The organism is Actinoplanes couchii (assembly GCF_016862075.1).
Taxonomy (GTDB): domain Bacteria; phylum Actinomycetota; class Actinomycetes; order Mycobacteriales; family Micromonosporaceae; genus Actinoplanes; species Actinoplanes couchii.
On sequence record NZ_BOMG01000051.1, the window covers coordinates 80,402 to 104,375 of the forward strand.

Consider the following 23,974-nt stretch of genomic DNA (forward strand, 5'->3'; position numbering starts at 1 on the left):
CACGCTACGGAGCATTCATTGAGCCATACCTCGTTGGCGTGGATGACAGTCCGTAGAATGTCCGGGTGCCGCTCGACCGCGATGGTTCCAAGTCCGCCGCCAGTTCAACGCCGCGTCCCGGCGTCAACGGCGCGGGTCATCGCGCGATGACCCCGGCCCTGACCGGCGGCGCGAGTGATCCGCTACGTGCCAATCTGGCCCTGATGGCGCCGGGTACAGCGCTGCGCGACGGCCTGGAGCGCATCCTGCGCGGCCGCACCGGCGCGCTGATCGTGCTCGGCTACGACGCGGTGGTGGAGACCATCTGCACCGGCAGCGGGTTCCCGCTCGATGTGGAGTTCTCCGCGACCCGGCTGCGTGAGCTGTGCAAGATGGACGGCGCGGTGGTGATGTCCAGCGACGGCACGCGAATAGTGCGGGCCGCCGTGCACCTGATGCCGGACCCGTCGATCCCGTCCGAGGAGTCCGGCACCCGGCACCGGACCGCCGAGCGGGTGGCGAAACAGTCCGGTTTCCCGGTGATCTCGGTGAGCCAGTCGATGCACATCATCGGGCTGTATGTGAACGGGCAGCGGCACGTCCTCGACGACTCGGCCGCCATCCTGTCCCGGGCCAACCAGGCGCTGGCCACCCTGGAGCGTTACAAGCTGCGCCTGGACGAGGTGTCCGGCACGCTCTCCGCCCTGGAGATCGAGGACCTGGTGACGGTCCGGGACGCGGTGGCCGTGGTGCAGCGGCTGGAGATGGTGCGCCGGATCGCCGACGAGATCTCCGGCTACGTGGTGGAGCTCGGCACCGACGGGCGGCTGCTCGCCCTCCAGCTGGACGAGCTGATGGCCGGTGTCGACGCCGACCGCACCCTGGTCATCCGGGACTACCTGCCGACCGGCCGCAAGGCGCGCACACTCGACGAGGCGCTGGTCGAGCTGGACCTGCTGACCGCCACCGAGATGATCGACCTGGTCGCGGTGGCGAAAGCGATCGGCTACCCCGGGGCCTCCGACTCGCTGGACTCGGCGGTCTCGCCGCGCGGGTTCCGGCTGCTCGCCAAGGTGCCGCGGCTGCCGGCCCAGATCGTCGACCGGCTGGTCGACCACTTCGGCAGCCTGCAGCGGCTGCTCGGCGCCACGGTGGAGGATCTGCAGGCCGTCGAGGGAGTCGGGGACGCCCGGGCGCGTGGTGTTCGCGAGGGCCTGTCCCGGCTGGCCGAGGCGTCGATCCTGGAGCGGTACGTCTAGCGCCCGGTCAGCCCGTCGAGCTGTTCACGGATGATGTCGGCGTGGCCGGCGTGCCGTGCGGTCTCCTCGATCATGTGGGTCAGCGCCCAGCGCATCGTCGGCGCCAGCCCCCGGCCGGGGACCTTCGGCGCCGGGCCGCCCAGGTCGGGGCACGCGTCGACAACCGCGTTCACCAGGGCGGTCGTCTCCCGGTAGCGGGTCAGCAGGTCTTCGGCAGTCTCGTTCCGGGCCGGGCGCATGGTGGCGCGCAGATTCTCGATCGGTTCGCTGAGGAAGTAGAAGCGTTCGACGTACGTCAGGTGCTTGATCAGGCCCAGCAGGTTGGTTCCGGACGGGACACCGCCCGCCCGGATCTGTGGCTCGGGGACACCGTCGACCTTGCCGATGATCGATTCGCGGAGGTGGTCGAGGACGCCGAGCAGGGTGGCCTTCTCCCCCGGGGCGGTCCAGGACGGGCCGAGATCCTTGGTGCGGCGGCGGGTCATGCGGACTCCTTCTCGGGAGCGCGCTGGATCAGCAGCACGTTGTCGGTGACCGTGGCGATCCGGCCGCCGGGGCCGGTGGCCTGACGGCGTGGCATGTCGGCGCGCAGGACCGGCCAGCGGGCCGGGTCCAGGCCGATCTCGGCGGCTGTCTCGGCGGGGGTCGGGAAGTGGGTGTCCGGGTCCTGGTTCCACGACCAGGGGGCGATGGAACCGTGGTCGACGATCAGCAGCAGGCCGCCGGGGTTCAGGGCGTGCGCCGCGGTCCGGAACAGCCGGGCCCGGTCCAGACCGATCGGGGTGTGCAGGTACTGCGCGGAGATCAGGTCGAATGTTCCCGCCGGGAAGCTTTCGGCCAGGTCGTGCCGTTCGGCGGTCACCCGGCCGGGCGATGGGGCGCCGGGCCTGCCCGTGTCGGACCGGTCCTCGCTCCTTTGAGCCGGGCTGGCGGGCTCCTCACTCGGGTTGCCGGTGCCGGTGCGGTCCTTGCTGGTGGGGGTCTCGGCGGTCAGTCCCTGGGCGGCGGCGTGTGCCCGCACGCCCTCCACTGCGGCGCCGGAGACGTCTACCGCGGTCACCTGCCAGCCCCGCCGGGCCAGCCAGATCGTGTCGCCGCCGGGGCCACAGCCCAGGTCTGCGGCGGTACCGGGCGTCAGTGGGGTGACGATCTCGGTGAGGAGCGGGTTGGGGCGGCCGCCCCACGAATCCCTGGTGCGGTAGAGGTCGTTCCAGAACTGTTCGGCTTCGGTGCTCATGGAACCAGCATCACCAGGGACTTCGCCGTCTTGCAAGAAATATTGCGGATCCGCATGATGGGGTGATGGAAGATGTTCTTGCCGGGGTCGGGACCCGACTGCGGGCGCTGCGGCAGGCGCGTGGTCTCACCCTGGCCGATCTGGCGGTCGAGACCGGGCTGACCGGGAGCACACTGTCGCGGCTGGAGACCGGGAAGCTACGGCCCACCCTGGAGCAGCTGTTGCCGCTGGCCCGGTCACACGGGGTGCCGCTCGACGACCTGGTGGCCGCACCGCCGACCGGTGATCCGCGGATCCATCTGCGCCCGGTGCGACGGCACGGGCTGATCGTGGTGCCGTTGACCCGGCGGCCCGGCGGGGTCCAGGCCTACAAGGTGATCTATCCACCGGCCGGGCAGGCGTCCACCACGACACCCCAGACCCATGAGGGGTACGAGTGGTTCTACGTCCTCAACGGCCGGGTGCGGTTCGTGCTCGCCGACCAGGAGTTCGAGCTGGGGCCCGGCGAGGCGGCGGAATTCGACACCGGTCTGCCGCACTGGATCGGCAGCGCGGACAGCCAGCCGGCCGAACTGCTGACGTTGTTCAGCGCACAGGGCGAACGAGCCCACCTGTCCCCGACCCACCCCTGACCACTTTCAGCCACGATCCATCCCTGCCCCAGCTCCAAGACAGGCTGGCGTCCGCCCGGAAAAGGCCCGCTCCACGCAGCGAGCCGGGCCGAGGCCGTGCGGGAGAGCAAAGGCAGGACGGAACAGCGCGGGACGGCACGGTGCGAGGCCGGACGGGCACGGTGTGAGGCGAGGCGGCACGACATCGCAAGGCGAGACGGGACGGGCAGGGCCAGCACGCGTCGGCGAGGTAGGAGACCCCGGAGCAAGGCCATGTGGGGCGCGGGCGTAAAGACGGGCAGGAGGCTCAGCCGGGAAATGCTGCGCGCGGAGCAGGAATCGCCGAACACGGTGAAATCGGGCCGAGGTGCGAACCCTGCGGGTGGGGCGGGACGGTGGGGTGGACTCGGGTCGGGCCGAATCCCCGGCTACCGCGTGACCGTGGACGGTGACCACCGCATCCGGCCCGGCGGTCGCGGGTCGGTCCTGGGTTGACGCCTGCCTGGCGGGACGGGGCAGGGCCTTTCCCTGGCGTACAAAATCAGAGGGATTGACTGATGTCGTTGACGTGGTCCGCCACCGCGGCGCCGGTGATGGTGGCGGTGATCGGCAGGTACTCCAGGCAGCGGCGGATCGCGGGGGCCATCACCGGGTTCGGGACTCGCAGCGAGATCGTGCAATGTGGCACCCAGCGGCCCGGGCGGTAGTGTTCCCAGATCTCCACGCCGCCGGCGGACAGCCGGTCGTGGACCTGGCGGTGGTGGTCCAGCAACTGCGGGGTCATCGTCACGCCCAGCCACAGGACCCGGCCGACGAACTGGCCTACGAAGTCGATGCCCACCGTCAGACCCTGGCCCACCGGGAAACCGTCCAACGCCTTCACCACCGCCTCCGGGTCGATGCGGTGGGCGGCGGCCAGCGAGATGTGCGGGCAATGCTTCTGGTGCAGTGAACCCAGCGACGGAATGCCCTCGGCGTCCAGAGCCCGCCAGAGGGTCCGGATCCGGCGGGTCGTGTCGACGTCCAGGTAGAGCTCGAGCGCGGCTACCAACTCAGTTGACTACGGTCAGCACGACCGGGTCACTGACCTTGGTGTCCAGGCGGGCGCGCAACGCGTACGGGCCGGTCGCCAGGGACGGGCCGGACGGGGCGTTGTCGGCGCACTGGGTGGACGAACGGCCGTTCCAAGTGATCTTGAAGATCTTCTCGGCGCCGGCGGCCAGGCTCACGACATCGTTGTCGGCGGCGGTGGTGCACTGGTCGGAGGACCAGAACTTCTGTGCGCCCTGCTCGATGTAGAGCTCCTGCGCGCTGGAACCCAGATCCCGGCTGCAGGCGCGGCCACCGACATTCTTAATCTTGATCTGGATGTCGGTCGGGGCGCCCTTCTGCGGCGACGTGTCATCCGGCACGGGTGTGAGCTGAATCTCAGTGTCCGCGCACGTGGTGCCGGTGTTCGTCCCCGGGTTCGTCCCGGTGCCACCCACGGGAGCCGAAGCGTTCGCCGGAGGCGGCAACTCCTCGTCGTCGGGCTTCTGCGACAACAGGTCGGCCGGATCCGGCAGCGCCGGGCCCACCCCCGGAGCACTCGCCTCGAACGACGGGGTCGGCGACGCGGCCGACGGATCACCCGCCGCGGGCGTCGGGTACGGGCTGTCCTGCCCGGCCGTCTTCTTCGGGTCCGGATCGTCCCCGCCGGAGCAGGACACGAACAGCACGATGACGCCGAGCAACACCGCGCCCAGCACGACCAGACGCCGCCGCCAGTAGACAGCGGATGGGAGGGGACCAACCGTCGCACGCATGATGCCGCTTACGTTAGACCCGCATGCCCATCGCTATGTGCACGGCACGCCGGACATGCGACACCAACTCGGGTATCAGTCGTTATTCAAAGATCCGCTCGGGCCTGTTTCTGCCCCTCGACCGAGCCGCCGCCACCCCGGCCGGGCTCCGAACAGGCCCGGATGCCGCCGCCCCGGCCGGACTTCGCACAGGCCCTAGAGTGAAGAGGCTATGACTCTCGCCCACGAAGCCATCACCTGGTACGACGCCAACGCCCGCGATCTGCCCTGGCGGCAGCCGGACAGCACCCCCTGGGGAGTACTGGTCAGCGAGGTGATGCTGCAGCAGACCCCGGTCGTGCGCGTCGAACCCGCCTGGCGCTCCTGGATGACCCGCTGGCCCGAGCCGGCCGCGCTCGCCGAGGATCCGCCGTCCGAGGCGATCCGGATGTGGGGGCGGCTCGGCTACCCGCGCCGGGCGATGCGGTTGCACGCCTGCGCGGTCGCGATCGTCGAACGGCACGGTGGGCGCGTACCCTCCGACCTGGACGAGTTGCTCGCCCTGCCGGGAGTGGGCACCTACACGGGGCGGGCGGTGGCGACGTTCGCCTACGGCCAGCGGCACCCGGTCGTCGACACCAACGTGCGACGGGTGGTCTGCCGCGCCGTCGAAGGCAAACCCGACGCCGGCCCGGCGACCACCACCGCCGACCTGGTCGCGATGGAGGCCCTGCTGCCCCCGGACGCCCCGACCGCGGCCCGCGCCAGCATCGCCTTCATGGAACTCGGCGCCATCGTCTGCACCGCGCGCTCACCCAAATGTGTGGACTGCCCGTTCCACGACGTGTGCGCGTGGCGCCTCACCGGCCTGCCGCTGCCCGAGGGCCCCAGCCGCAAACCGCAGCGCTACGCGGGCACCGACCGGCAGGTCCGCGGCCTGCTACTGGAGGTGCTCCGGCACACCAGCGGCCCGGTCCCCCGCCAGCGGCTGGACATGGTCTGGCAGGACGAGGTGCAGCGGGCCCGGGCGCTGGCCGGCCTGGTCGAGGACGGCCTGATCGAAACCCTGGGCGCCGACGATTTCGTCCTGGCCGGCGACGCTCCACAGGGCGAGATCCAAACCCTCTGACCCTTTTTTGTACGCCCGTCAAAAGCCCCGCCCCGTCCCGCAAGGCAGGCGACACTCAAGACCGACCCGCGACCGCCGGGCCGGATGCGGTGGTAACCGCAATCCGGCCCCACCTCGCCCAACAACCCCCGGCCCGCCCCACACCCATGCCGGGCTCACCACTTCGGTCCGCACCCACGCCGGCTCACCGCTTCGAACCGCACCCACGCCGACTCACCGCTTCGAACCGTGTCTACCTCAGCTCACCGGTTCAGTCCGCACCCATGCCGGGCTCACCGGCTCGGTCGGTAGCCGCGCCAGGTTCACCGCTTCGAACCGTGCCCATGCCGGGCTCACCGCTCGATCCGCACCGCCTCGAACCGCGCCCATGCGGGACTCACCGCTCGATCCGCACCGCCTCGAACCGCGCCTACGCCGGGCTTACCGCTTCGATCCGCGCCCATCCCGGGCTCAGGCGGTGGCTCCCAGATGCTCGGCGACGTCGGCCGGCAGCGGGTAGGGCCGCTCGGCCGGCAGCAGGGCGCTCGCGGCGGCTTCGTCCCCGGTGTCCAGCAGGCCACGGATCTCCCGGACCAGCCCGGTCACGTCGGTGATGCCGGTGGTCCACTCGTCGACGTATCGGGGCACCGCTGCCCCACCCAGCCCCAACTGCAGTGATCGGTAGGGCAACTCACCCAGCCGCAGACTCCGCTCCGGATCCCACTGCACCCGGGCCGGCGCCCGCTTGAGCCGCCGCTGCCAGGTCGCCCGATCCGGATGCACGTCCCGCACGTAATGGCTGAGCTCCGAGTGGGCCAACGCCCACTCGAACCCGGACCGGGTGATCGACACCGCGAGCACATGCTCCTGGCCCGGCTTGGTGGCCCAGCCGCAGCGGTACATCATCCACAGGAACGACGGCTTGATCCACGTCATCCGATCAACCTTGAACGGTGGCACAAACCGCCCCGCCCGGGCCGCCGGCACCGCGATGGCCGACGAATAGGCCTGATAGACGGTAACCGTCTCGTCGTCGAAAACGGCCCTGATCTGACGTTGCATACCCGCAATGATCAGCCGCACCCCCCACAAACCGCGACCGCATTTCCACCGCCGCCGCAGCGCCCGCCGTCGCGGCTGCGGCGGCCGGGCCGCGTCACCGCCGCGAGCAGGCAACCGCTGCAACGAGCAGCCGTGGCAAGCAGCCGCGGGCTAGCAGCAGACTCAGGCGGGCAGACAATCGCTGGCAGACAGACAAGGCGCTGACAGACAGACAGCCGCGAGGGCAGGCAGCCGCAGGGAGGCTTGGCACGCGGCCAGCCCACAGGCAGGCAGGCGCAGGCCGGCAGGCCAGCACGCGGCCAGGCGCAGACGGACAGGCTGACCACACACGGGCAGGCGCAGACGGGCAGGCGCAAGCGGGCAGGCGCAGGCGGACAGGGACAGGCGGGCAGGTGTCTCAACGGGCGAGGCCCGGTCGCGTCATTCGCGACCGGGCCTCGACTCGTCAGGTACTGCTCACTCCTCGGTGGTCGGCACCGCGAGGTCGGCCGGCACCGCGTCGGGCACCTCGGCGCCCTTCTCGGAGCCGTTGAAGACCAGCTTCGCCTTCTCCACCTTGGCCGGGTCGCCCTCGCAGTCGACGACGACGATCTGGCCGGGGCGCAGCTCGTTGAAGAGGATCTGCTCGGACAGGGTGTCCTCCAGCTCGCGCTGGATGGTCCGGCGCAGCGGGCGGGCGCCCAGCACCGGGTCGAAGCCCTTGGCCGCCAGGTACTTCTTCGCGTTGTCGGTCAGCTCCAGGCCCATGTCCTTGTTCTTCAGCTGGCCCTCGATGCGGGCCGTGAAGATGTCGACGATCTGGAGGATCTCCTTCTCACGCAGCTGGTGGAAGACGATCGTGTCGTCGATACGGTTCAGGAACTCGGGGCGGAAGTGCTGCTTCAGCTCGTCGTTGACCTTGATCTTCATCCGCTCGTAGGACGACTCCTCGGCCTCGGAGGCCTGGAAGCCCAGCGACACCGCCTTGGCCACGTCACGCGTGCCCAGGTTGGTGGTGAGGATGATGACCGTGTTCTTGAAGTCCACGATCCGGCCCTGGCCGTCGGTCAGGCGACCGTCCTCCAGGATCTGCAGCAGCGTGTTGAAGACGTCCGGGTGGGCCTTCTCGATCTCGTCGAAGAGGACCACCGAGAACGGCTTGCGGCGCACCTTCTCGGTCAGCTGGCCACCCTCGTCGTAACCGACGTAACCGGGAGGGGCACCGACCAGGCGGGACACCGTGTAGCGGTCGTGGAACTCGGACATGTCGAGCTGGATCAGCGCGTCCTCGGAGCCGAACAGGAACTCCGCGAGGGCCTTGGACAGCTCGGTCTTACCGACACCGGAGGGGCCGGCGAAGATGAACGAGCCGCTGGGACGCTTCGGGTCCTTCAGACCCGCACGAGTACGCCGGATCGCCTTGGAGACGGCCTGCACCGCGTCCTCCTGGCCGATGACGCGCTTGTGCAGCTCGTCCTCCATGCGCAGCAGGCGGGAGGTCTCCTCCTCGGTGAGCTTGTAGACCGGGATGCCGGTCCAGTTGCCCAGGACCTCGGCGATCTGCTCGTCGTCGACCTCGGACACCACGTCCAGGTCGCCGGCCTTCCACTCCTTCTCCCGCTGCGCCTTCTGGCCGAGCAGGGTCTTCTCCTTGTCGCGCAGCTGCGCGGCACGCTCGAAGTCCTGCGCGTCGATCGCCGACTCCTTGTCGCGGCGCACCTGGGCGATGCGCTCGTCGAAGTCACGGAGGTCCGGCGGCGCGGTCATCCGGCGGATGCGCATCCGTGCCCCGGCCTCGTCGATCAGGTCGATCGCCTTGTCCGGCAGGAAGCGGTCCGAGATGTAGCGGTCGGCCAGCGTCGCCGCCGCCACCAGCGCGGCGTCGGTGATGCTGATCCGGTGGTGCGCCTCGTAGCGGTCGCGGAGGCCCTTGAGGATCTCGATGGTGTGCGCGAGGGACGGCTCGCCGACCTGGATCGGCTGGAAGCGGCGCTCGAGCGCGGCGTCCTTCTCCAGGTGCTTGCGGTACTCGTCCAGAGTGGTCGCGCCGATCGTCTGCAGCTCGCCACGGGCCAGCATCGGCTTGAGGATCGAGGCGGCGTCGATCGCGCCCTCGGCGGCGCCCGCACCGACGAGGGTGTGGATCTCGTCGATGAACAGGATGATGTCGCCGCGGGTGCGGATCTCCTTGAGCACCTTCTTCAGGCGCTCCTCGAAGTCACCGCGGTAACGCGAGCCGGCGACCAGAGCGCCCAGGTCGAGCGTGTAGAGCTGCTTGTCCTTCAGCGTCTCGGGCACCTCGCCCTTGACGATGGACTGGGACAGGCCCTCGACAACGGCGGTCTTGCCGACACCGGGCTCGCCGATCAGCACCGGGTTGTTCTTGGTGCGGCGGGAGAGCACCTGCATGACCCGCTCGATTTCCTTCTCCCGGCCGATGACCGGGTCGAGTTTGCCCTCCCGGGCGGCCTGGGTCAGGTTGCGGCCGAACTGGTCCAGCACGAGCGACGTGGAGGGTGCGGCCTCGCCGGTCGCGGTGCCGGCGGCGGCCGGCTCCTTGCCCTGGTAGCCGGAGAGCAGCTGGATGACCTGCTGGCGGACCCGGTTGAGGTCGGCGCCGAGCTTGACCAGCACCTGGGCGGCGACGCCCTCGCCCTCGCGGATCAGGCCGAGCAGGATGTGCTCGGTGCCGATGTAGTTGTGGCCGAGCTGGAGAGCCTCCCGCAGGGAGAGCTCCAGAACCTTCTTGGCGCGCGGCGTGAACGGGATGTGCCCGCTCGGCGCCTGCTGGCCCTGGCCAATGATTTCCTCGACCTGCTGCCGGACCCCCTCGAGAGAGATGCCCAGGCTCTCCAGAGCCTTGGCGGCGACGCCCTCGCCCTCGTGGATCAGGCCGAGCAGGATGTGCTCTGTCCCGATGTAATTGTGGTTGAGCATCCGGGCCTCTTCTTGGGCCAGGACGACAACCCGTCGCGCTCGGTCGGTGAACCGCTCGAACATGCCCTCGTGCTCCTCACGTGCCGTGCGCCAATGCTGAGCCTGTCTCAACAGCTGGCGGGGCCAGCGCACGGGCATCGGTGATGCCCGTGCTGTAACTCTATCGCCGCTGAAGCTCTCCGCTGGGCCCTCGCTGCCCCTCGAAACGATCCGCAACGTTGATTTAGCCAACTTCGCACGCTCAGCGGCTGTTCCCCCACCCGAACGTGTACGCGTACAGCGAAATCCTGCCGATCCACAGCCTGTGGACAACGCTGTCCGCTCCTGTGGATAACCGTAGTGAGCACAGGCCTGGCCGGGTGGCCAAACGCGGAGAGGGCGCACCGGCCGAGGCGGCTGCGGTTTCGCAGCGGTCTCGGCCGGCACGCCCTCTCCGTGGAGTCGCGCCGGGTTGTCAGCCCCGGCCGGGGCCCTTCGAGTGGAACTCGTCCACGATCTCCTGCGGGATACGACCCCGGTCGGAGATGTCCTTACCGGCCTTCTTGGCCCACTCGCGGATCGCCTTGTTCTGCTCGCGGTCGGCGGTGGCCCCACCGCGGCCGCGCGCCGCACGACCACCGACGACGACACCGCCCCGGGCCACCTTCGTACCGGCTGTCAGGTAGGGCTCGAAGACCTCCCGCAATTTCGCGGCGTTCTTCTCCGAGAGGTCGATCTCGTACTGAATGCCGTCGAGCGCAAACTTCACGGTCTCGTCGGCGTCGACACCATCGATGTCATCGACCAGCTTGTGAATGATCTGCTTGGCCACGCGCCGTTATCCTCCCGAACACAGGTTCTCTCCCCAGCAATGGGAAGACAATAACGCCAGGGGCGCATCGCCCGTCAATGGCGGGGGTGGATAATTGCAGAGCCGTTACTCCCGGCGGTCGTTACTCGGGCCGGACCAAGGGGAAGAGGATCGTTTCCCGAATGCCCAGGCCGGTGAGCGCCATCAACAGCCGGTCGATTCCCATTCCCATGCCACCGGCGGGCGGCATTCCGTACTCCATGGCCCGTAGGAAATCCTCGTCCAGCTGCATCGCTTCGACGTCTCCACCCGCTGCGAGCAGCGACTGAGCGTGGAACCGCTCGCGCTGGATCACCGGGTCGACCAACTCGGAATATGCGGTCGCGAGTTCGAATCCGCCGACGTAGAGGTCCCACTTCTCGGTGAGTCCGGGGGTGTTCCGGTGCGGTGCGGTGAGCGGCGCGGTCTCCTCCGGGAAGTCCCGGACGAACGTCGGCTGCTGGAGATCATCGGTCACCAGGTGCTCGAAGATTTCCTCGGCGAGCTTGCCGGCGCTCCACTTCGGGTCGACCGAGAGCTGGACCTTCTCCGCGTACGCCTGCAGTTGGGTGATGTCCGTGTCGATCGTCACCTCTTCGCCGAGCGCGTCGGAGATGGCACCGAAGAGAGTGATCTCGGCCCACTCGCCGCCCAGGTCGAGTTCGGTGCCGTCGTGGTGGGTGACCACATGCGATCCGGAGACCGCGAACGCCGCCTCCTGAATCCAGTCCCGAACCTGGGCCTGCATCACGTTGTAGTCGGCATACGCCTGATACGCCTCGAGCATGGCGAACTCCGGAGAGTGCGTGGAGTCCATGCCCTCATTCCTGAAGTTGCGGTTGATCTCGAAGACCCGCTCGATGCCGCCGACCACGGCACGCTTCAAAAACAGTTCCGGAGCGATCCGCAGATAAAGATCCATATCCAGCGCGTTGCTGTGCGTCACAAACGGCCGGGCCGCGGCGCCGCCGTGCAGCAACTGCAACATCGGCGTTTCCACCTCGAGATAATTCCGGCGGAACAGCGACTCGCGCAGGCTGCGCACCACGGTGGCCCGGGTACGAACGACGTCACGGGCCTGCGGGCGGACGATCAGATCGACATAACGCTGCCGAACCCGGGTCTCCTCGGAAAGCGGCTTGTGCGCGACCGGAAGGGGACGCAGAGCCTTAGCGCTCATCGCCCAGGAATCGGCGAGAACGGACAGCTCACCCCGCCGGCTGGTGATCACCTCACCGGTGACCGCGACGAGGTCGCCGAGGTCCACCACGGTCTTCCAGAGGCCGAGGGCCTGCTCGCCGACCTTGTCGAGTGAGAACATCGCCTGCAGTTCGGTGCCGTCACCGGCCCGCAGCGTGGCGAAGCAGAGCTTCCCCCCGTTCCGGACGAAGATCACCCGGCCGGTGATCGACACCGTGTCGCCGGAGGCGGTGTCGGTGGGCAGTTCCGCGTATCGTTCCCGGAGCTCGGCGAGCTCGATGGTCCGCGGGACCTCGACCGGGTAGGGCGCCAGGCCCTCGGCGAGCAACCGGTCCCGCTTCGACCGGCGGACCCGCATCTGCTCGGGAAGGTCCTCGGCGGGGTCGATCGCTGGCGTGTTCTGCTCGGTCACGGCACGACTTCCTGTTGGCTACGATGAGCCCCTGGAGATGGGGCCCTGAAAGCGTACTCAGAGCGGCTCAGACGTTCCGCTCATATACCATCCGCAGGCCGATCAGCGTGATCATCGGTTCGTGCGCGGTCAGGGTCCGGCACTCGTCCTTCACCAGCCAGGACAGTCCACCGGTGGCGATCACCGCGCGGACCGGGCCGATCTCCTCGACCATCCGCTCGACGATCCGGTCGACCTGGCCGGCGAAACCGAAGTAGAGCCCGGCCTGCAGACACTCCACGGTGTTCTTGCCGATCACCGACCGCGGCTTGGTCGGCTCCACCTTGCGCAGCTGGGCGGCGCGGGCGGCGAGCGCGTCGAAGGAGATCTCGATGCCCGGCGCGAACGCACCGCCGAGGAACTCGCCCTTCGCGCTGATCAGGTCGAAGTTGGTGGTGGTGCCGAAGTCGACCACGATCGACGGCCCGCCGTAGAGGGCGTGCGCGGCCAGGGTGTTGACCACCCGGTCGGCGCCCACCTCCTTCGGGTTGTCGATGGCGAGCTGGACCCCGGTCTTCACCCCCGGCTCGACGATCACGCTCGGCACGTCGTCGTAGTAGCGCTTCAGCATGGTCCGCAGGTTGCGCAGCGCGGCCGGGACGGTGGAGCAGGCGGCCACCCCGGTGATCTCCACCGCGTCGCCGGCGAGCAGGCCCCGGATCTTCAGGCCCAGCTCGTCGGCGGTCGACGCGGCGTCGGTCTTGATCCGCCAGTTGTGCACCAGCTTGTCGCCGTCGAAGGTCGCCAGCACGGTGTTCGTGTTACCGATGTCAATGCAGAGCAGCACGCCAGGCCCCTAAAAACCGGAAATCAAGTTCCTCATTGTGTACGCCGGGAGAGGCTCACCGTGGACGCAGGTCCAGCGCGATGTCGAGAATCGGCGACGAGTGGGTCAACCCGCCCACCGACAGGTAGTTCACGCCGGTGGCGGCATAGGCGGCGGCCGTCTCCAGGGTCAGGTTGCCGGTCGCCTCCAGCTCCACCCGGTCACCGACCGCCCGGACCACATCGGTCAGCAGCTCCGGCGTCATGTTGTCGCAGAGCAGGAAGTCCGCACCCGCGGCGACCGCCTCCTCGGCCTCGGCCAGGGTGGTCACCTCGACCTGCACGGTCACGTCCGGGAACGTCGAGCGGACCAGCTCGTACGCCGCGGTGATGCTGCCGGCGGCCAGCTTGTGGTTGTCCTTGATCATGGCCACGTCGTAGAGGCCCATGCGCTTGTTGGTGCCGCCGCCGGCCCGTACCGCGTACTTCTCCAGCACCCGCAGGCCCGGCGTGGTCTTGCGGGTGTCCAGGACGGTGGCGCCGGTGCCCTCGAGCCGGTCGGCCCACTTGCGGGTGTGGGTGGCGACGCCGGACATCCGGCAGAGCAGGTTGAGCGCGGTCCGCTCGGCGGTCAGCAGGGCCCGGGTGGTGCCGCTGACCACCGCGAGCACGTCGCCGCGGCGCACCCGGTCACCGTCGGCGGCGACCGCCTCGAAGGTGGCCGTGCCGCCGCTGGTCGCGGCGAACACCTCGGCCGCCACCAGCAGCCCGGCCACCACGCCGTCGGCGCGGGCCACCAGCTCGGCGGTGTCGGTCTGGCCGGCCGGGATGGTCGACTCGCTGGTCACGTCGCGGGGCGGGACGCCGAGGTCCTCGGCGAGCGCGGTGAGCACGATCCGCTGGACCTCACCGAGGTCCAGCCCGATCTCAGCCACCTCGACGTCCGGCTCGGGCAGGGGTTCACCGGGCGCGATGGTGCCGGCGTCGGGACCGGGCAGCTCGGAGTCGGGAAGAGAGCCGGGCGCGCTGGCGCCGGCCGAGGAGCCGGGCAGCTCGGAGTCGGGAAGAGAGCCGGGCGCGCTGGTGCCGGCCGCGGGGCCGGGCAGCTCGGAGTCGGGGAGGGAGCCGGGCGGGAGCGTCATGCCATCTCCTGGAAGTCCTGGGTGTGGGCACCGTCGGGGGCGAGAGCGTTCAGCAGGTGGCCGCGCCACTCGTCGGCCGCGGTCGGGTGGTCCTCACGCCAGTGGCACCCCCGAGTCTCCCGGCGACTGCTCGCCGAGGCCACCAGTGTGGTCGCCACGGTGAGCAGATTGGTGACCTCCCAGGCCGCGTTGTTCGGCCGGGAACGCTGCTCGGCCAGCCGGGTCAGCTCCTTGGCGGCGGTGGCCAGCGAGTCGGCCGACCGCAGCACCCCGGCGCCCCGGGTCATCACGCGCTGCAGCTCGGCGCGGATCGCCGGGTCGACGGCCCAGGACCCGGTGGCCGCGGTCCGCACCGGCTCGGCCCGCGGGGGCAGCTCCCGGGCGATGTCGTCGGCGATCCGGCGGGCGAAGACCAGGCCCTCCAGCAGCGAGTTGCTGGCCAGCCGGTTGGCGCCGTGCACGCCGGTGCAGGCGACCTCACCGCACGCGTAGAGCCCGTCGATGCTGGTCCGGCCGTGCAGGTCGGTGCGGACGCCGCCGGAGGCGTAGTGCGCGGCCGGGGCGACCGGGATCAGGTCGGTGGCCGGGTCGACACCCGCCGACCGGGTGGACGCCATGATCGTCGGGAAGCGGCCCTCCAGGAACTCCTTGCCGAGGTGCCGGGCGTCCAGGTAGACGTGGTCCGCCCCGGTGGCGCGCAGCACCCGGTAGATGCCCTTGGCGACCACGTCGCGGGGCGCCAGCTCGGCCTGCTCGTGCTGACCGAGCATGAACCGCTCGCCCGCCTCGTCGACCAGGTAGGCGCCCTCCCCACGCAGCGCCTCGGAGATCAGCGGCCGTTGCACCGAGGTCACTCCGGCGCTCACGAAGGACGTGGGGTGGAACTGGACGAACTCGACGTCGGTCACCTCGGCGCCGGCCCGCAGCGCGAGCGCCACCCCGTCGCCGGTGGAGACCGACGGGTTCGTGGTGGACGAGAAGATCTGGCCCATCCCGCCGGTGGCCAGCACCACGGCCCGGGCCAGCACGGCGCCCACGCCGTCCTCGGAGCCCTCGCCGAGCACGTGCAGGGTGACACCGCAGGCCCGGCCGTCGGCGGCGCGCAGCAGGTCCAGCACCAGCGCGTGCTCGACCAGGCGGATCCACGGGTCGCGGCGGACCGCCTCGTGCAGGGCGCGCTGCACCTCGGCTCCGGTCGCGTCACCGCCGGCGTGCACGATCCGGTCGGCGCGGTGGCCGCCCTCGCGGGTCAGCATCAGCGAGCCGTCCGGGTTGCGGTCGAACTCGGCGCCCCGGCGGATCAGCTCCCGGATCCGGGCCGGGCCCTCCTCGACCAGCACCCGCACCGCCGCCGGATCGCAGAGGCCGACCCCGGCGATCTCGGTGTCGTACGCGTGGGCCTGCGGGGTGTCCAGCGGGTCGAGCACACCGGCGATGCCACCCTGGGCCCAGCGGGTCGACCCGTCATCGATGTTGACCTTGGTGACGACGGTGACGTGCAGACCCTGCTCCCGCAGGTAGAGGGCTGCGGTCAGGCCCGCGATGCCGGAGCCGACCACGACGACGTCGGTGGTCTCGGTCCAGCCTGGCTCGGCGGCGGCGAGCCGGCGGGGCAGCGCCGGGAGATCCGCGAGTGGTGACATGTGTTTCAGTACACTCCGCGGTTACGAGTACGTCACGGCGGGGCCGAAACCAGTGTTCATCATTACTTGTACTGGACCGGAAGGGCCTTCGTCCCCTTGCCTTTCAGCGATCCGATCAGGGCGGCCTTGTCCAGCCACAGATAGCAGCGCACACCGTGGTCGCCCTGGGTCCACACGTCGGTGTTGCCGGGCAGCGAGACGACACCGGTGCGGTACTGCAGGTCGGCGTCGTCCGGGACGCCCACGTAGTCCGCGGTGAGCTTGCGGCAGCCGGAGTGGAACTCCTCCCAGGCCGTGTCGCCCTTCGGGTAGGCGGCGCCGACCGGCGCGTTCCACACCCCCACGAACTCGCCGTTGTGCTTGGTGGCGCAGTCCGCGGGCGGCATCGCGGCGATCGCGCCGGCGGCGTCCAGCTCGATGGCGTAACAGGTCAGCGCGAGGGTGTTCACCGCCGTCGCCAGCACGCCCTTCAGGGTGCCGGACCGCTGGATCAGGGCCCCGTCGTCCTCGATGGAGTCCAGCTCCACCACGTCGCAGCGGAACCAGCGGGCGCCGCCGGCCCACGCGGCCGGGGACGGATGGGTGACACCGATCCAGAGCCGGGCGTCCCGCCACCGGCCGCCGACGTACTGGGTGGTCCGGTCGTCGCAGGTCTGGTAGGCGGCCCGGGCCCCGGCGGTGTTGCCGGTCGGCGGGTCGACGGCCGCCGCGGCCGCGGCGGTGTACTCGCCGACGTAGACGGTCTCGATGCGGTGCGCGACCGCACAGTCCACCTCTTCGTAGGTGGCGCGCGGGCCGAAGACGGCGAAGTTGGAGAGGTGGCAGGTCTGCGCGGCCGGGACAAAACCGGTGGCCGGGGCCATCGCGGCCCAGTCGTTGGTCAGATCGCCGTCCACGTCGTTGCCGTTGCCGCAGCCGGCGACGGCCATCAGTGCGACGGTGGCGACCGTGAGCCCCCATCGGGCACGCAGGCGGAAACGCATGAGCCGTGCCTCCCGAGCACCTTCGGTAGCCATATCCGATTTGCCCACTGTATGGGCATATCAGCTGCTCAGGAGGCCGATTCCACAAAGCCGCTCACGGCGGCCCGCACCGGTCAGACCGCGAACGCTGCCGGCACCAGGCCGCCGGTCAGACCGCGAACGCCGCCCGGACCGGGTCGCCGGTCAGGCCGTCGACCGTGGCGGCCGGGTCGGCGCCCAGCTCGATCACCCGGTTCGCCGCGTCCACGTGCACGATCCGTGGCTGGTAGGAGCGCGCCTCGGCGTCCTCCATCTGGCCGTAGGAGATCAGGATGACCAGGTCGCCGGGGTGCACCAGATGCGCGGCCGCCCCGTTGATGCCGATCACGCCGCTGCCCCGCTCGCCGGGGATCACGTAGGTCTCCAGGCGCGCGCCGTTCGTCACGTCGACGATCGCCACCAGCTCGCCGGGGAGCAGGTCGGCGGCGTCGAGCAGGTCCAGGTCGACGGTGACCGAACCGACGTAGTGCAGGTCGGCCTGGGTCACGGTGGCCCGGTGGATCTTGGACTTGAGCATGGTCCGCAGCATCAGACCTCCTTGTGCAGCGTCAGTGGAACATTGTCGATCAATCGGGTGGCGCCGACCTTGGCGGCCACCAGCAGGCGGGCCGGGCCCTCGGCCGGGACCGGGCCCAGGTCGGCGCCGGTCAGCTCCAGGTAGTCCACGAGCACGCCCGGTTCGTCGGCCAGGATCTTGCCGGCCGCGGCCAGCACCGCGCCGGGGTCGGTGTGCGTGGCGCCCTCGCGCAGGGCGCGGGACAGGGCCAGGGCGGATCGTCGCTGGTCCGGCGAGAGGAAACGGTTGCGGCTGGACAGGGCAAGACCGTCGATTTCCCGTACGGTCGGCACGCCCGCGATCTCGACCGGCAGCTCCAGGTCCCGGGCCATCCGCCGGACCAGCGCCAGCTGCTGAAAGTCCTTCTCGCCGAAGTACGCCACGCCGGCCCGGGTGAGCAGCAGCAGTTTCTCCACCACCGTGAGCATCCCGGAGAAGTGGCCCGGACGACTCGCGCCCTCCAGGATCGAGCCGAGCGCCCCCGGATCCATCGTGATCGACGGCGCCCCGTGCGGGTAGACGTCGTCCCGGGACGGCGCGAAGACCAGCGCGACCCCCTCGGCACGGCAGATCGCCAGGTCCTCGTCGAGGGTGCGCGGATACTTCTCGAAGTCCTCGTTCGGCCCGAACTGCAGCGGGTTCACGAAGATCGTCACGACCACGAAAGCGGACCGCTCCCGGGCCGTCCGCATCAGCTGCCGGTGCCCCTCGTGCAGGGCTCCCATGGTCATCACGACGGCGATCTCACCGCCCGCCCCGTCCAGGGCGGCGGCCAGGTCGGCGCGGGTGTGCACCAGGGCGGTCATGAGTGGCTCCTCTGCTCGGCGCGGGCGGCCAGCACGTCCAGCAGGGCGGTGGCGTCCTGTGGGCGCAGCCGGCCGGACGCGATCGCCCGGTCCGCGGTGCGCCGGGCCATCGCCAGGTACGCCGGGACGGCCTCGGCGGGCATCCGGTCCAGGTGCTTGCCGACGGTGCCGGCGTCGCCCCGGGAGACCGGGCCGGTCAGGGCGGCGTCACCCAGGCGCAGCGCGTTGTCCAGCGCCGCGGTCAGCAGCGGGGTCAGCACCCGGCCGGGCTCGCCGACACCCGCCGCGCGCAGCACGTCGGCGGCCTCGTTGACCAGGGTGACCAGGTGGTTCGCGCCGTGCGCCAGGGCCGCGTGGTAGACCGGCCGGGACTCCTCGGCGATCCACTCCGGCACCCCGCCCAGGTCGGCGACCAGCCGGGTGGCGAACACGCGGTCCGGAGCGGTCACCCCCCAGGCGATGCCGGGTAGCCGGTCCAGGTCGGAGTCCGCGCCGGTGAAGGTCATCGCGGGATGCAGGGCCATGCCGTTCACATCGCCCAGGACGGCCAGACCGTGAGCACCGGAGGTGTGCGCGACCACCTGGCCGGGGCGCAGCGCACCGGTCCGGTCCAGGCCCGCGACCACGGCGGCGAGGTGATCGTCCGGCACGGCGAGCAGCAGCAGATCGGTGGCGGCGCGGGTCACCTCGTCGGCGGGGAGCACGGCGGCGTGCGGCAGCAGCCGGGCGGCGCGCTCGCGGGAGGCGGTGGAGACCGCCGCGGCGGCGACCACCCGGTGGCCGGCCGCGTGCAGTGCCGCGCCCAGCACGGCACCGACCCGCCCGGCGCCGACGACGCCGACGGTCAGAGATTTCATGCGTGGATCCAGTCCTCGTGGAGGGGTACCGGTCGAGCGCCAGTATGCGCCGACGTAACACGTACGTGACAACGGCTGTGAAGAACCGCACCCACCGCATCCGGCCCGGCGGTCGCGGGTCGGTCCGGCGCCGGGACCGGCCTCGCGCGGCCGCCACGGGAGGCTCCGATGCGCCTGTGGTGCCGCGCGACGTACCAGAATGGGAAGTTATGGGTGGGGGTTGGCGGTCGGCCATGCAGGCGGCGCTGTACGGCGACGGCGGGTTCTTCACGCGGGAGGAACCGGCTGATCACTTCCGGACCAGCGTGCACGCGTCGCCGTTGTTCGCCGGGGCGCTGGCGCGGTTCGCCGTGCGGGTGGACGAGGCGCTCGGGCATCCGGCGGTGTTCGACCTGGTGGACGTCGGCGCCGGGCGCGGTGAGCTGATCGCCGGAATGCTCGCCGCACTGCCGTCCGGGCTGGCCGGACGGGTCCGGGCCACAGCCGTCGAGGTCGCGCCGCGACCGGGTGGGCTGGATCCGGCGGTGCACTGGCGACCGGGCCTGCCGGACCGGGTCACCGGGCTGCTGATGGCCACCGAATGGCTCGACAACGTGCCGCTGGACGTGCTGGAGACCGACGAGCACGGACGGCTCCGGAAGGTGCTGGTGGACCCGGCCACCGGCGCCGAGACGCTCGGGGCGCCTGCTGATCCGGCTGATCTGTTCTGGGCCGGCAGGTGGTGGCCGGGGCCCGGCCGGATCGAGGTCGGCACACCGCGGGACCGGGCCTGGGCGGACGCGGTCGACGCGGTACGGCATGGGGTGGCACTCTGCGTCGACTACGGGCACGTGCAAGCGGAGCGGCCGGCGTTCGGGACGCTCACCGGGTTCCGGGACGGGCGGCAGGTGCCTCCGGTGCCGGACGGGAGCTGCGATGTGACCGCGCACGTGGCGATGGACTCGGTGGCCGCCGCGACCGGGGCGCCGTTCCATCTCCTCCGGCAGCGGGAGGCGCTGCGATCGCTCGGTGTGGACGGTTCCCGGCCGTCGCTGGAGCTGGCCCACACTGACCCGGTGGGCTATCTCCGGCGGCTGTCCACGGCCGGAGCCGCCGCCGAACTCACCGACCCGACGGGACTCGGCGGGCACTGGTGGCTCTGGCACGAGGTCGGACTGGGAGAGCGTGGCACGATGCTGGGGTGACCATCCGACCGCCCCACCCGCCACCCGAAAATCGGAACAACAACCTGAATCTCCAAGAGATGACGGTCGGCACCGGTGCCGGGCTGGACACGGCCGACATGGTGCTCAACATCGGGCCGCAGCACCCGTCTACCCACGGTGTGCTCCGGCTCAAGCTCAAACTGGACGGCGAACGGGTCGTCGAGTGCGAACCGATCGTCGGCTACATGCACCGGGGCGCCGAGAAACTGTTCGAGGTGCGCGACTACCGGCAGATCATCATGCTGGCGAACCGGCACGACTGGCTGTCCGCGTTCTCCAACGAGCTGGGCGTCGTCCTCGCCGTCGAACGGCTGATGGGCATCGAGGTGCCGGAACGCGCCACCTGGCTGCGGATGGCCCTGGCCGAACTGAACCGGGTGCTCAACCACCTGATGTTCCTCGGCTCGTACCCGCTGGAGATCGGTGCGATCACGCCGATGTTCTACGCGTTCCGGGAACGCGAGACGCTGCAGGCGGTGATGGAGGAGGTCTCCGGCGGCCGGATCCACTACATGTTCAACCGGGTCGGCGGGCTGAAGGAGGAGATCCCGGCCGGCTGGACCAGGCGGGCCCGGCAGGCGGTCGAGGCGGTCCGGAAACGGATGCCGGACATCGACCGGATCATCCACCGCAACGACGTCTTCATGGCGCGGACCGTCGGCGTCGGGGTGCTGAGCGCCGAGGACGCCGCCGGGTACGGCGCCTCCGGACCGGTCGCCCGGGCCAGCGGACTCGACATCGACATCCGCCGGGACGAGCCCTACCTCTTCTACGACCAGCTCGACCTGCCCGTGGTCACCCGGGACACCGGGGATTGCCACGCCCGCTTCGCCGTGCTGCTGGAACAGGTCACCGTCTCCCTCGACCTGATCGACCAGTGCCTCGACCAGGTCGAACGGATCGGCGGGCCGGTCAACGTGCGGCTGCCCAAGGTGGTCAAGGCACCCGAGGGCCACACCTACGCGTGGACCGAGAACCCGCTCGGCGTCAACGGGTACTACCTGGTCTCGCGGGGCGAGAAGACGCCGTGGCGGCTCAAACTGCGGACCGCGTCGTACGCCAACGTGCAGGCCCTCGCCACGCTCATCCCGGGCTGCCTGGTGCCCGACCTGATCGCCATCCTCGGGTCGATGTTCTTCGTCGTCGGAGACATCGACAAGTAGGTTCCGGCTCGTGGGTCGCCCACTGGCCGGAACCTGGTCACCAGTTCTTCTGGCCGCTGTCGTAGCCGGGCATGTTCGCGAAGTCGGCGAGTGAGCCGACGTTGGTGTCGTTCGCGGACGGGCGGTGGCGGCGGGCCTTGTACTGGGCGGTGCTCTCGGCCGGCTGGCGTTCGGCGTAGTCGCCCTGGGCGTATTCGGTCGAGCCGTAATCGCCCTGGTCGTAGCCGTTCTGGTCGTAACCGGGCTGACCGGTCTGATCGTAACCGGTCTGGTCGTAGTCGTTCGGACCGTACTCGGCCGGGGCGTAGTCGTTCTGGGTGTACTCGTTCGCGCCGTAGTCGTTGCCGGCGTAGCCGTTGGAGGCGCCGAAATCGCCGTCAGGGGACTCGGGGCGGCCGTACTGGGTCGCGGGCGGGGACGGCGGCGGGCCGGGGCGGACGGCGGCTCTGGCGGCCGGGGGCGCCATCATGCCGTTCGGGCCGGGCGGCGCCATCCCCTGCGGTGGCATTCCCTGGGGGGCCATACCTTGCGGCGGCATGCCTTGGGGCGGCATGCCTTGGGGCGGCATCCCGGGACGGCTCTGTGGGCCGGTGCGGTTCGGGCCGGGGCCTCCGGGTCCTCCAGGACCTCCGGGACCTTGGGGAACCACGCCCGGGACCGACGCGGCGGCGCGTGGGCGGGGCACCGGGCCCGGCGGCATCACCGCGCCCGCGGCTGCCCGGGCCACCGGGATCGGGCCCGAGGTGATCGGGCCGGTGGGGATCGGGCCCGAGGTGATCGGACCGGACGGGATGGGGCCAGATGTCATCGGGCCGGACGTCATCGGACCGGACGGAATCGGACCTGACGTCATCGGGCCGGCTGCCGCGGGGACCGGGACACCGGCGCGGGCCGCGGCCGGGACCGGGGCGCCGGCCCGGGCGGGCGGGGCGGCCTGAGCCGGGATCGGCGGAGCCATTCCGGGGCCGGGCACCGAGGCGCGGCCGTTGCCGGGCTGCTGCTGCTGCGGGACCTGCTGGTAGTCACCGCCGTTCGGGTAGTTCTCGTCCTGGTAGCCGTCGTCGTACCCGGCCGCCTGCTGCTCGTCGTAGCCGTACTCGGCATCCTCGTAGCCGTAGCCGCCGTTCTCGTCGTAACCCTGGGCGTCGGCCCCGTAGACGGCCGGGGCCGCCTGGGGTGGTGCCGGCTGGGTCACGAACTTGGTGTTCGAGACGAACTCCGGCTGCGGGGCGAACTCCTGCTGGAAGTCCTCCTGGAAGCCCTGATCCGGGTACTCCGGCGCCTGGAACTCCAGCTGCGGCGCGAAGCCCTGGTCACCGCCGTAGACCTGCTGCTGCGGCGGCGGGCCCACCTGGGCCCGGCCCGGGCCGGTGTTGCGCATCGGCAGCGGCGGGCGCGGCGCCTCCGGCTCGGCGGCGGCGAACTCGGCCCGCAACTCGCGGCGCAGCGACTCCACCTCTTCGGCGACGCGGTCCTCGACGTCCATCCGGAGCAGCACCGGATCCGCGCGGATCAGCACCGAAGCCCCGATCAGCACCACGCTGACGGCTATCAGCAGCACCGCGAACCGGACCGAGGTCGAGTTTCCGCCGATCAGCACGACGGCGGCCGCGATGGGAGCGAGCACTACGCCCGCCCACACCAGGCCCCGCAGCAGCCGCGCGCTGTGTCCCGCTTGGGTGTCCCGTTCCGGCATGGGCGCAGATGTTACCGAGAGTGCGTCTCCGGCAAAACAGTCGATCGGGGTACAGCCGATAACCAGGGGAAGACCGGCCCGGGGGAGCGGGCCGGCCTTCGTCTCCTTCGGGGGTGCGGTGTCTCAGCGGGTGCCGCTATATCGGGGGCGCGGTGTCTCAGCGGGTGCCGCGCCAGCCGCCCAGCGACGCGAGTCCGACGATCCAGCCGACGAAGAAGCCGTACTGGGCGCCGGAGCCGGCCGCGTTGAAGGCGCCGAGCAGCGACGGGTTGGTGAAGAACAGGGTGGCGAGCAGGGCGGCGAACGAGCCGGCGAAGACGTACGCGGCCCAGCCGGCCAGGAACTGGCTGATCGTGCCGCGCGCCCGGGCCAGCTGCGAACCGGGCAGCAGGTAGAGGAAGAGGGCGGTCAGGACGACCAGCAGGATCGCCTTGAGGTCGCCGACGATGACGTCACGCAGCGAGTCGTCGGTGTCGAAACTCCAGCGCGGCCAGGACAGCAGGCGCATCCACCAGCCGCCGGCCGTGTTGGCGTTCGTGTTCTCCTGGGCCCATTCGGCGTACCACGGACTGCCGAAGACCAGGACGAGTATCAGTGCGGCAAGCGTGCCCGCACCCGGTGCGGACTTGTATCGGTTACCGAGAGCCATACCCAGCAAATTCCCAGCCGGGTACGTTTTTCAA

At 70.6% G+C, this 23,974-nt stretch carries 22 protein-coding genes; 5 read left to right on the forward strand and 17 right to left on the reverse strand.

What is annotated here, in order from left to right; genetic code table 11:
* Positions 1 to 65: 65 nt before the first annotated feature.
* Positions 66 to 1,238, forward strand: coding sequence for a DNA integrity scanning diadenylate cyclase DisA (disA, locus tag Aco03nite_RS19655; RefSeq protein WP_203796828.1), 1,173 nt, complete (start codon positions 66 to 68; stop codon positions 1,236 to 1,238).
* On the opposite strand, the gene Aco03nite_RS19660 is transcribed toward disA, so the two are convergent.
* Entirely contained in the window at positions 1,235 to 1,723 is a 489-nt protein-coding gene (locus tag Aco03nite_RS19660; RefSeq protein ID WP_203796829.1) for a DinB family protein, read from the reverse strand. The genes disA and Aco03nite_RS19660 overlap by 4 nt on opposite strands.
* The gene (locus Aco03nite_RS19665) at positions 1,720 to 2,475 is read right to left on the reverse strand and encodes an SAM-dependent methyltransferase (RefSeq protein ID WP_203796830.1); all 756 of its coding nucleotides are present in this window, start codon (positions 2,473 to 2,475) and stop codon (positions 1,720 to 1,722) included. Before Aco03nite_RS19665 ends, Aco03nite_RS19660 begins: the two co-directional genes overlap by 4 nt.
* A 65-nt stretch (positions 2,476 to 2,540) precedes the next feature.
* On the opposite strand from Aco03nite_RS19665, the gene Aco03nite_RS19670 reads away from it, so the two are divergent.
* Positions 2,541 to 3,107: a helix-turn-helix domain-containing protein gene (locus Aco03nite_RS19670; protein WP_203796831.1), complete on the forward strand. Its 567-nt coding sequence runs from the start codon at positions 2,541 to 2,543 to the stop codon at positions 3,105 to 3,107.
* 520 nt (positions 3,108 to 3,627) lie between these two features.
* Here the strand turns inward: Aco03nite_RS19670 and Aco03nite_RS19675 are convergent.
* Positions 3,628 to 4,137, reverse strand: coding sequence for a 2'-5' RNA ligase family protein (locus tag Aco03nite_RS19675; RefSeq protein ID WP_203796832.1), 510 nt, complete (start codon positions 4,135 to 4,137; stop codon positions 3,628 to 3,630).
* Position 4,138: 1 nt separating this feature from the next.
* Entirely contained in the window at positions 4,139 to 4,891 is a 753-nt protein-coding gene (locus Aco03nite_RS19680; protein ID WP_203796833.1) for an adhesin, read from the reverse strand.
* Between the two features lie 211 nt (positions 4,892 to 5,102).
* Between Aco03nite_RS19680 and Aco03nite_RS19685 the strand changes: the two genes are divergently transcribed.
* Positions 5,103 to 5,999, forward strand: a complete 897-nt coding sequence (locus Aco03nite_RS19685) for an iron-sulfur binding domain-containing protein (protein WP_203796834.1) — start codon at positions 5,103 to 5,105, stop codon at positions 5,997 to 5,999.
* Between the two features lie 450 nt (positions 6,000 to 6,449).
* On the opposite strand, the gene Aco03nite_RS19690 is transcribed toward Aco03nite_RS19685, so the two are convergent.
* The 11 genes from Aco03nite_RS19690 to Aco03nite_RS19740 all read right to left on the reverse strand — a co-directional run bounded on the left by Aco03nite_RS19690 (position 6,450) and on the right by Aco03nite_RS19740 (position 19,239).
* Positions 6,450 to 7,040, reverse strand: coding sequence for a DUF4291 domain-containing protein (locus Aco03nite_RS19690; protein ID WP_203796835.1), 591 nt, complete (start codon positions 7,038 to 7,040; stop codon positions 6,450 to 6,452).
* Between the two features lie 456 nt (positions 7,041 to 7,496).
* Positions 7,497 to 10,019 carry an ATP-dependent Clp protease ATP-binding subunit gene (locus Aco03nite_RS19695; protein WP_203796836.1) on the reverse strand — a complete coding sequence of 841 codons (2,523 nt, stop codon included), beginning with the start codon at positions 10,017 to 10,019 and terminating at the stop codon, positions 7,497 to 7,499.
* 391 nt (positions 10,020 to 10,410) lie between these two features.
* Complete coding sequence (locus tag Aco03nite_RS19700) at positions 10,411 to 10,767, reverse strand: histone-like nucleoid-structuring protein Lsr2 (protein ID WP_203796837.1); 357 nt, start codon at positions 10,765 to 10,767, stop codon at positions 10,411 to 10,413.
* Between the two features lie 121 nt (positions 10,768 to 10,888).
* A complete protein-coding gene (gene lysS, locus Aco03nite_RS19705; RefSeq protein ID WP_203796838.1) occupies positions 10,889 to 12,397 on the reverse strand; it encodes a lysine--tRNA ligase in 1,509 nt (502 codons plus the stop codon).
* Between the two features lie 67 nt (positions 12,398 to 12,464).
* A complete protein-coding gene (locus Aco03nite_RS19710) occupies positions 12,465 to 13,223 on the reverse strand; it encodes a type III pantothenate kinase (protein ID WP_203796839.1) in 759 nt (252 codons plus the stop codon).
* A gap of 55 nt (positions 13,224 to 13,278) precedes the next feature.
* Complete coding sequence (gene nadC, locus Aco03nite_RS19715; RefSeq protein WP_373872613.1) at positions 13,279 to 14,343, reverse strand: carboxylating nicotinate-nucleotide diphosphorylase; 1,065 nt, start codon at positions 14,341 to 14,343, stop codon at positions 13,279 to 13,281.
* On the reverse strand, positions 14,340 to 15,986 hold the full coding sequence (locus Aco03nite_RS19720) for an L-aspartate oxidase (RefSeq protein ID WP_203796840.1): 1,647 nt from the start codon (positions 15,984 to 15,986) through the stop codon (positions 14,340 to 14,342). The genes nadC and Aco03nite_RS19720 overlap by 4 nt, the downstream gene beginning before the upstream one ends.
* A 62-nt stretch (positions 15,987 to 16,048) precedes the next feature.
* Positions 16,049 to 16,969 carry a septum formation family protein gene (locus Aco03nite_RS19725; RefSeq protein ID WP_203796841.1) on the reverse strand — a complete coding sequence of 307 codons (921 nt, stop codon included), beginning with the start codon at positions 16,967 to 16,969 and terminating at the stop codon, positions 16,049 to 16,051.
* 148 nt (positions 16,970 to 17,117) lie between these two features.
* On the reverse strand, positions 17,118 to 17,537 hold the full coding sequence (gene panD, locus Aco03nite_RS19730) for an aspartate 1-decarboxylase (RefSeq protein ID WP_203796842.1): 420 nt from the start codon (positions 17,535 to 17,537) through the stop codon (positions 17,118 to 17,120).
* Positions 17,537 to 18,370, reverse strand: a complete 834-nt coding sequence (panC, locus tag Aco03nite_RS19735) for a pantoate--beta-alanine ligase (protein WP_203796843.1) — start codon at positions 18,368 to 18,370, stop codon at positions 17,537 to 17,539. The genes panD and panC overlap by 1 nt, the downstream gene beginning before the upstream one ends.
* Complete coding sequence (locus tag Aco03nite_RS19740) at positions 18,367 to 19,239, reverse strand: Rossmann-like and DUF2520 domain-containing protein (RefSeq protein ID WP_373872615.1); 873 nt, start codon at positions 19,237 to 19,239, stop codon at positions 18,367 to 18,369. Before Aco03nite_RS19740 ends, panC begins: the two co-directional genes overlap by 4 nt.
* 197 nt (positions 19,240 to 19,436) lie before the next feature.
* Here Aco03nite_RS19740 and Aco03nite_RS19745 point away from each other — a divergent pair, with 197 nt between their 5' ends.
* Entirely contained in the window at positions 19,437 to 20,411 is a 975-nt protein-coding gene (locus Aco03nite_RS19745) for an SAM-dependent methyltransferase (RefSeq protein ID WP_203796845.1), read from the forward strand.
* A 59-nt stretch (positions 20,412 to 20,470) separates the two neighbouring features.
* Positions 20,471 to 21,595 (forward strand): NADH-quinone oxidoreductase subunit D, encoded by a 1,125-nt coding sequence (locus Aco03nite_RS19750; RefSeq protein ID WP_203796846.1) that lies wholly within the window; start codon positions 20,471 to 20,473, stop codon positions 21,593 to 21,595.
* Positions 21,596 to 21,632: 37 nt separating this feature from the next.
* On the opposite strand, the gene Aco03nite_RS19755 is transcribed toward Aco03nite_RS19750, so the two are convergent.
* Positions 21,633 to 23,291: a hypothetical protein gene (locus Aco03nite_RS19755; protein WP_203796847.1), complete on the reverse strand. Its 1,659-nt coding sequence runs from the start codon at positions 23,289 to 23,291 to the stop codon at positions 21,633 to 21,635.
* 157 nt (positions 23,292 to 23,448) lie between these two features.
* Positions 23,449 to 23,940 (reverse strand): hypothetical protein, encoded by a 492-nt coding sequence (locus Aco03nite_RS19760; RefSeq protein ID WP_203796848.1) that lies wholly within the window; start codon positions 23,938 to 23,940, stop codon positions 23,449 to 23,451.
* Positions 23,941 to 23,974: the final 34 nt, after the last annotated feature.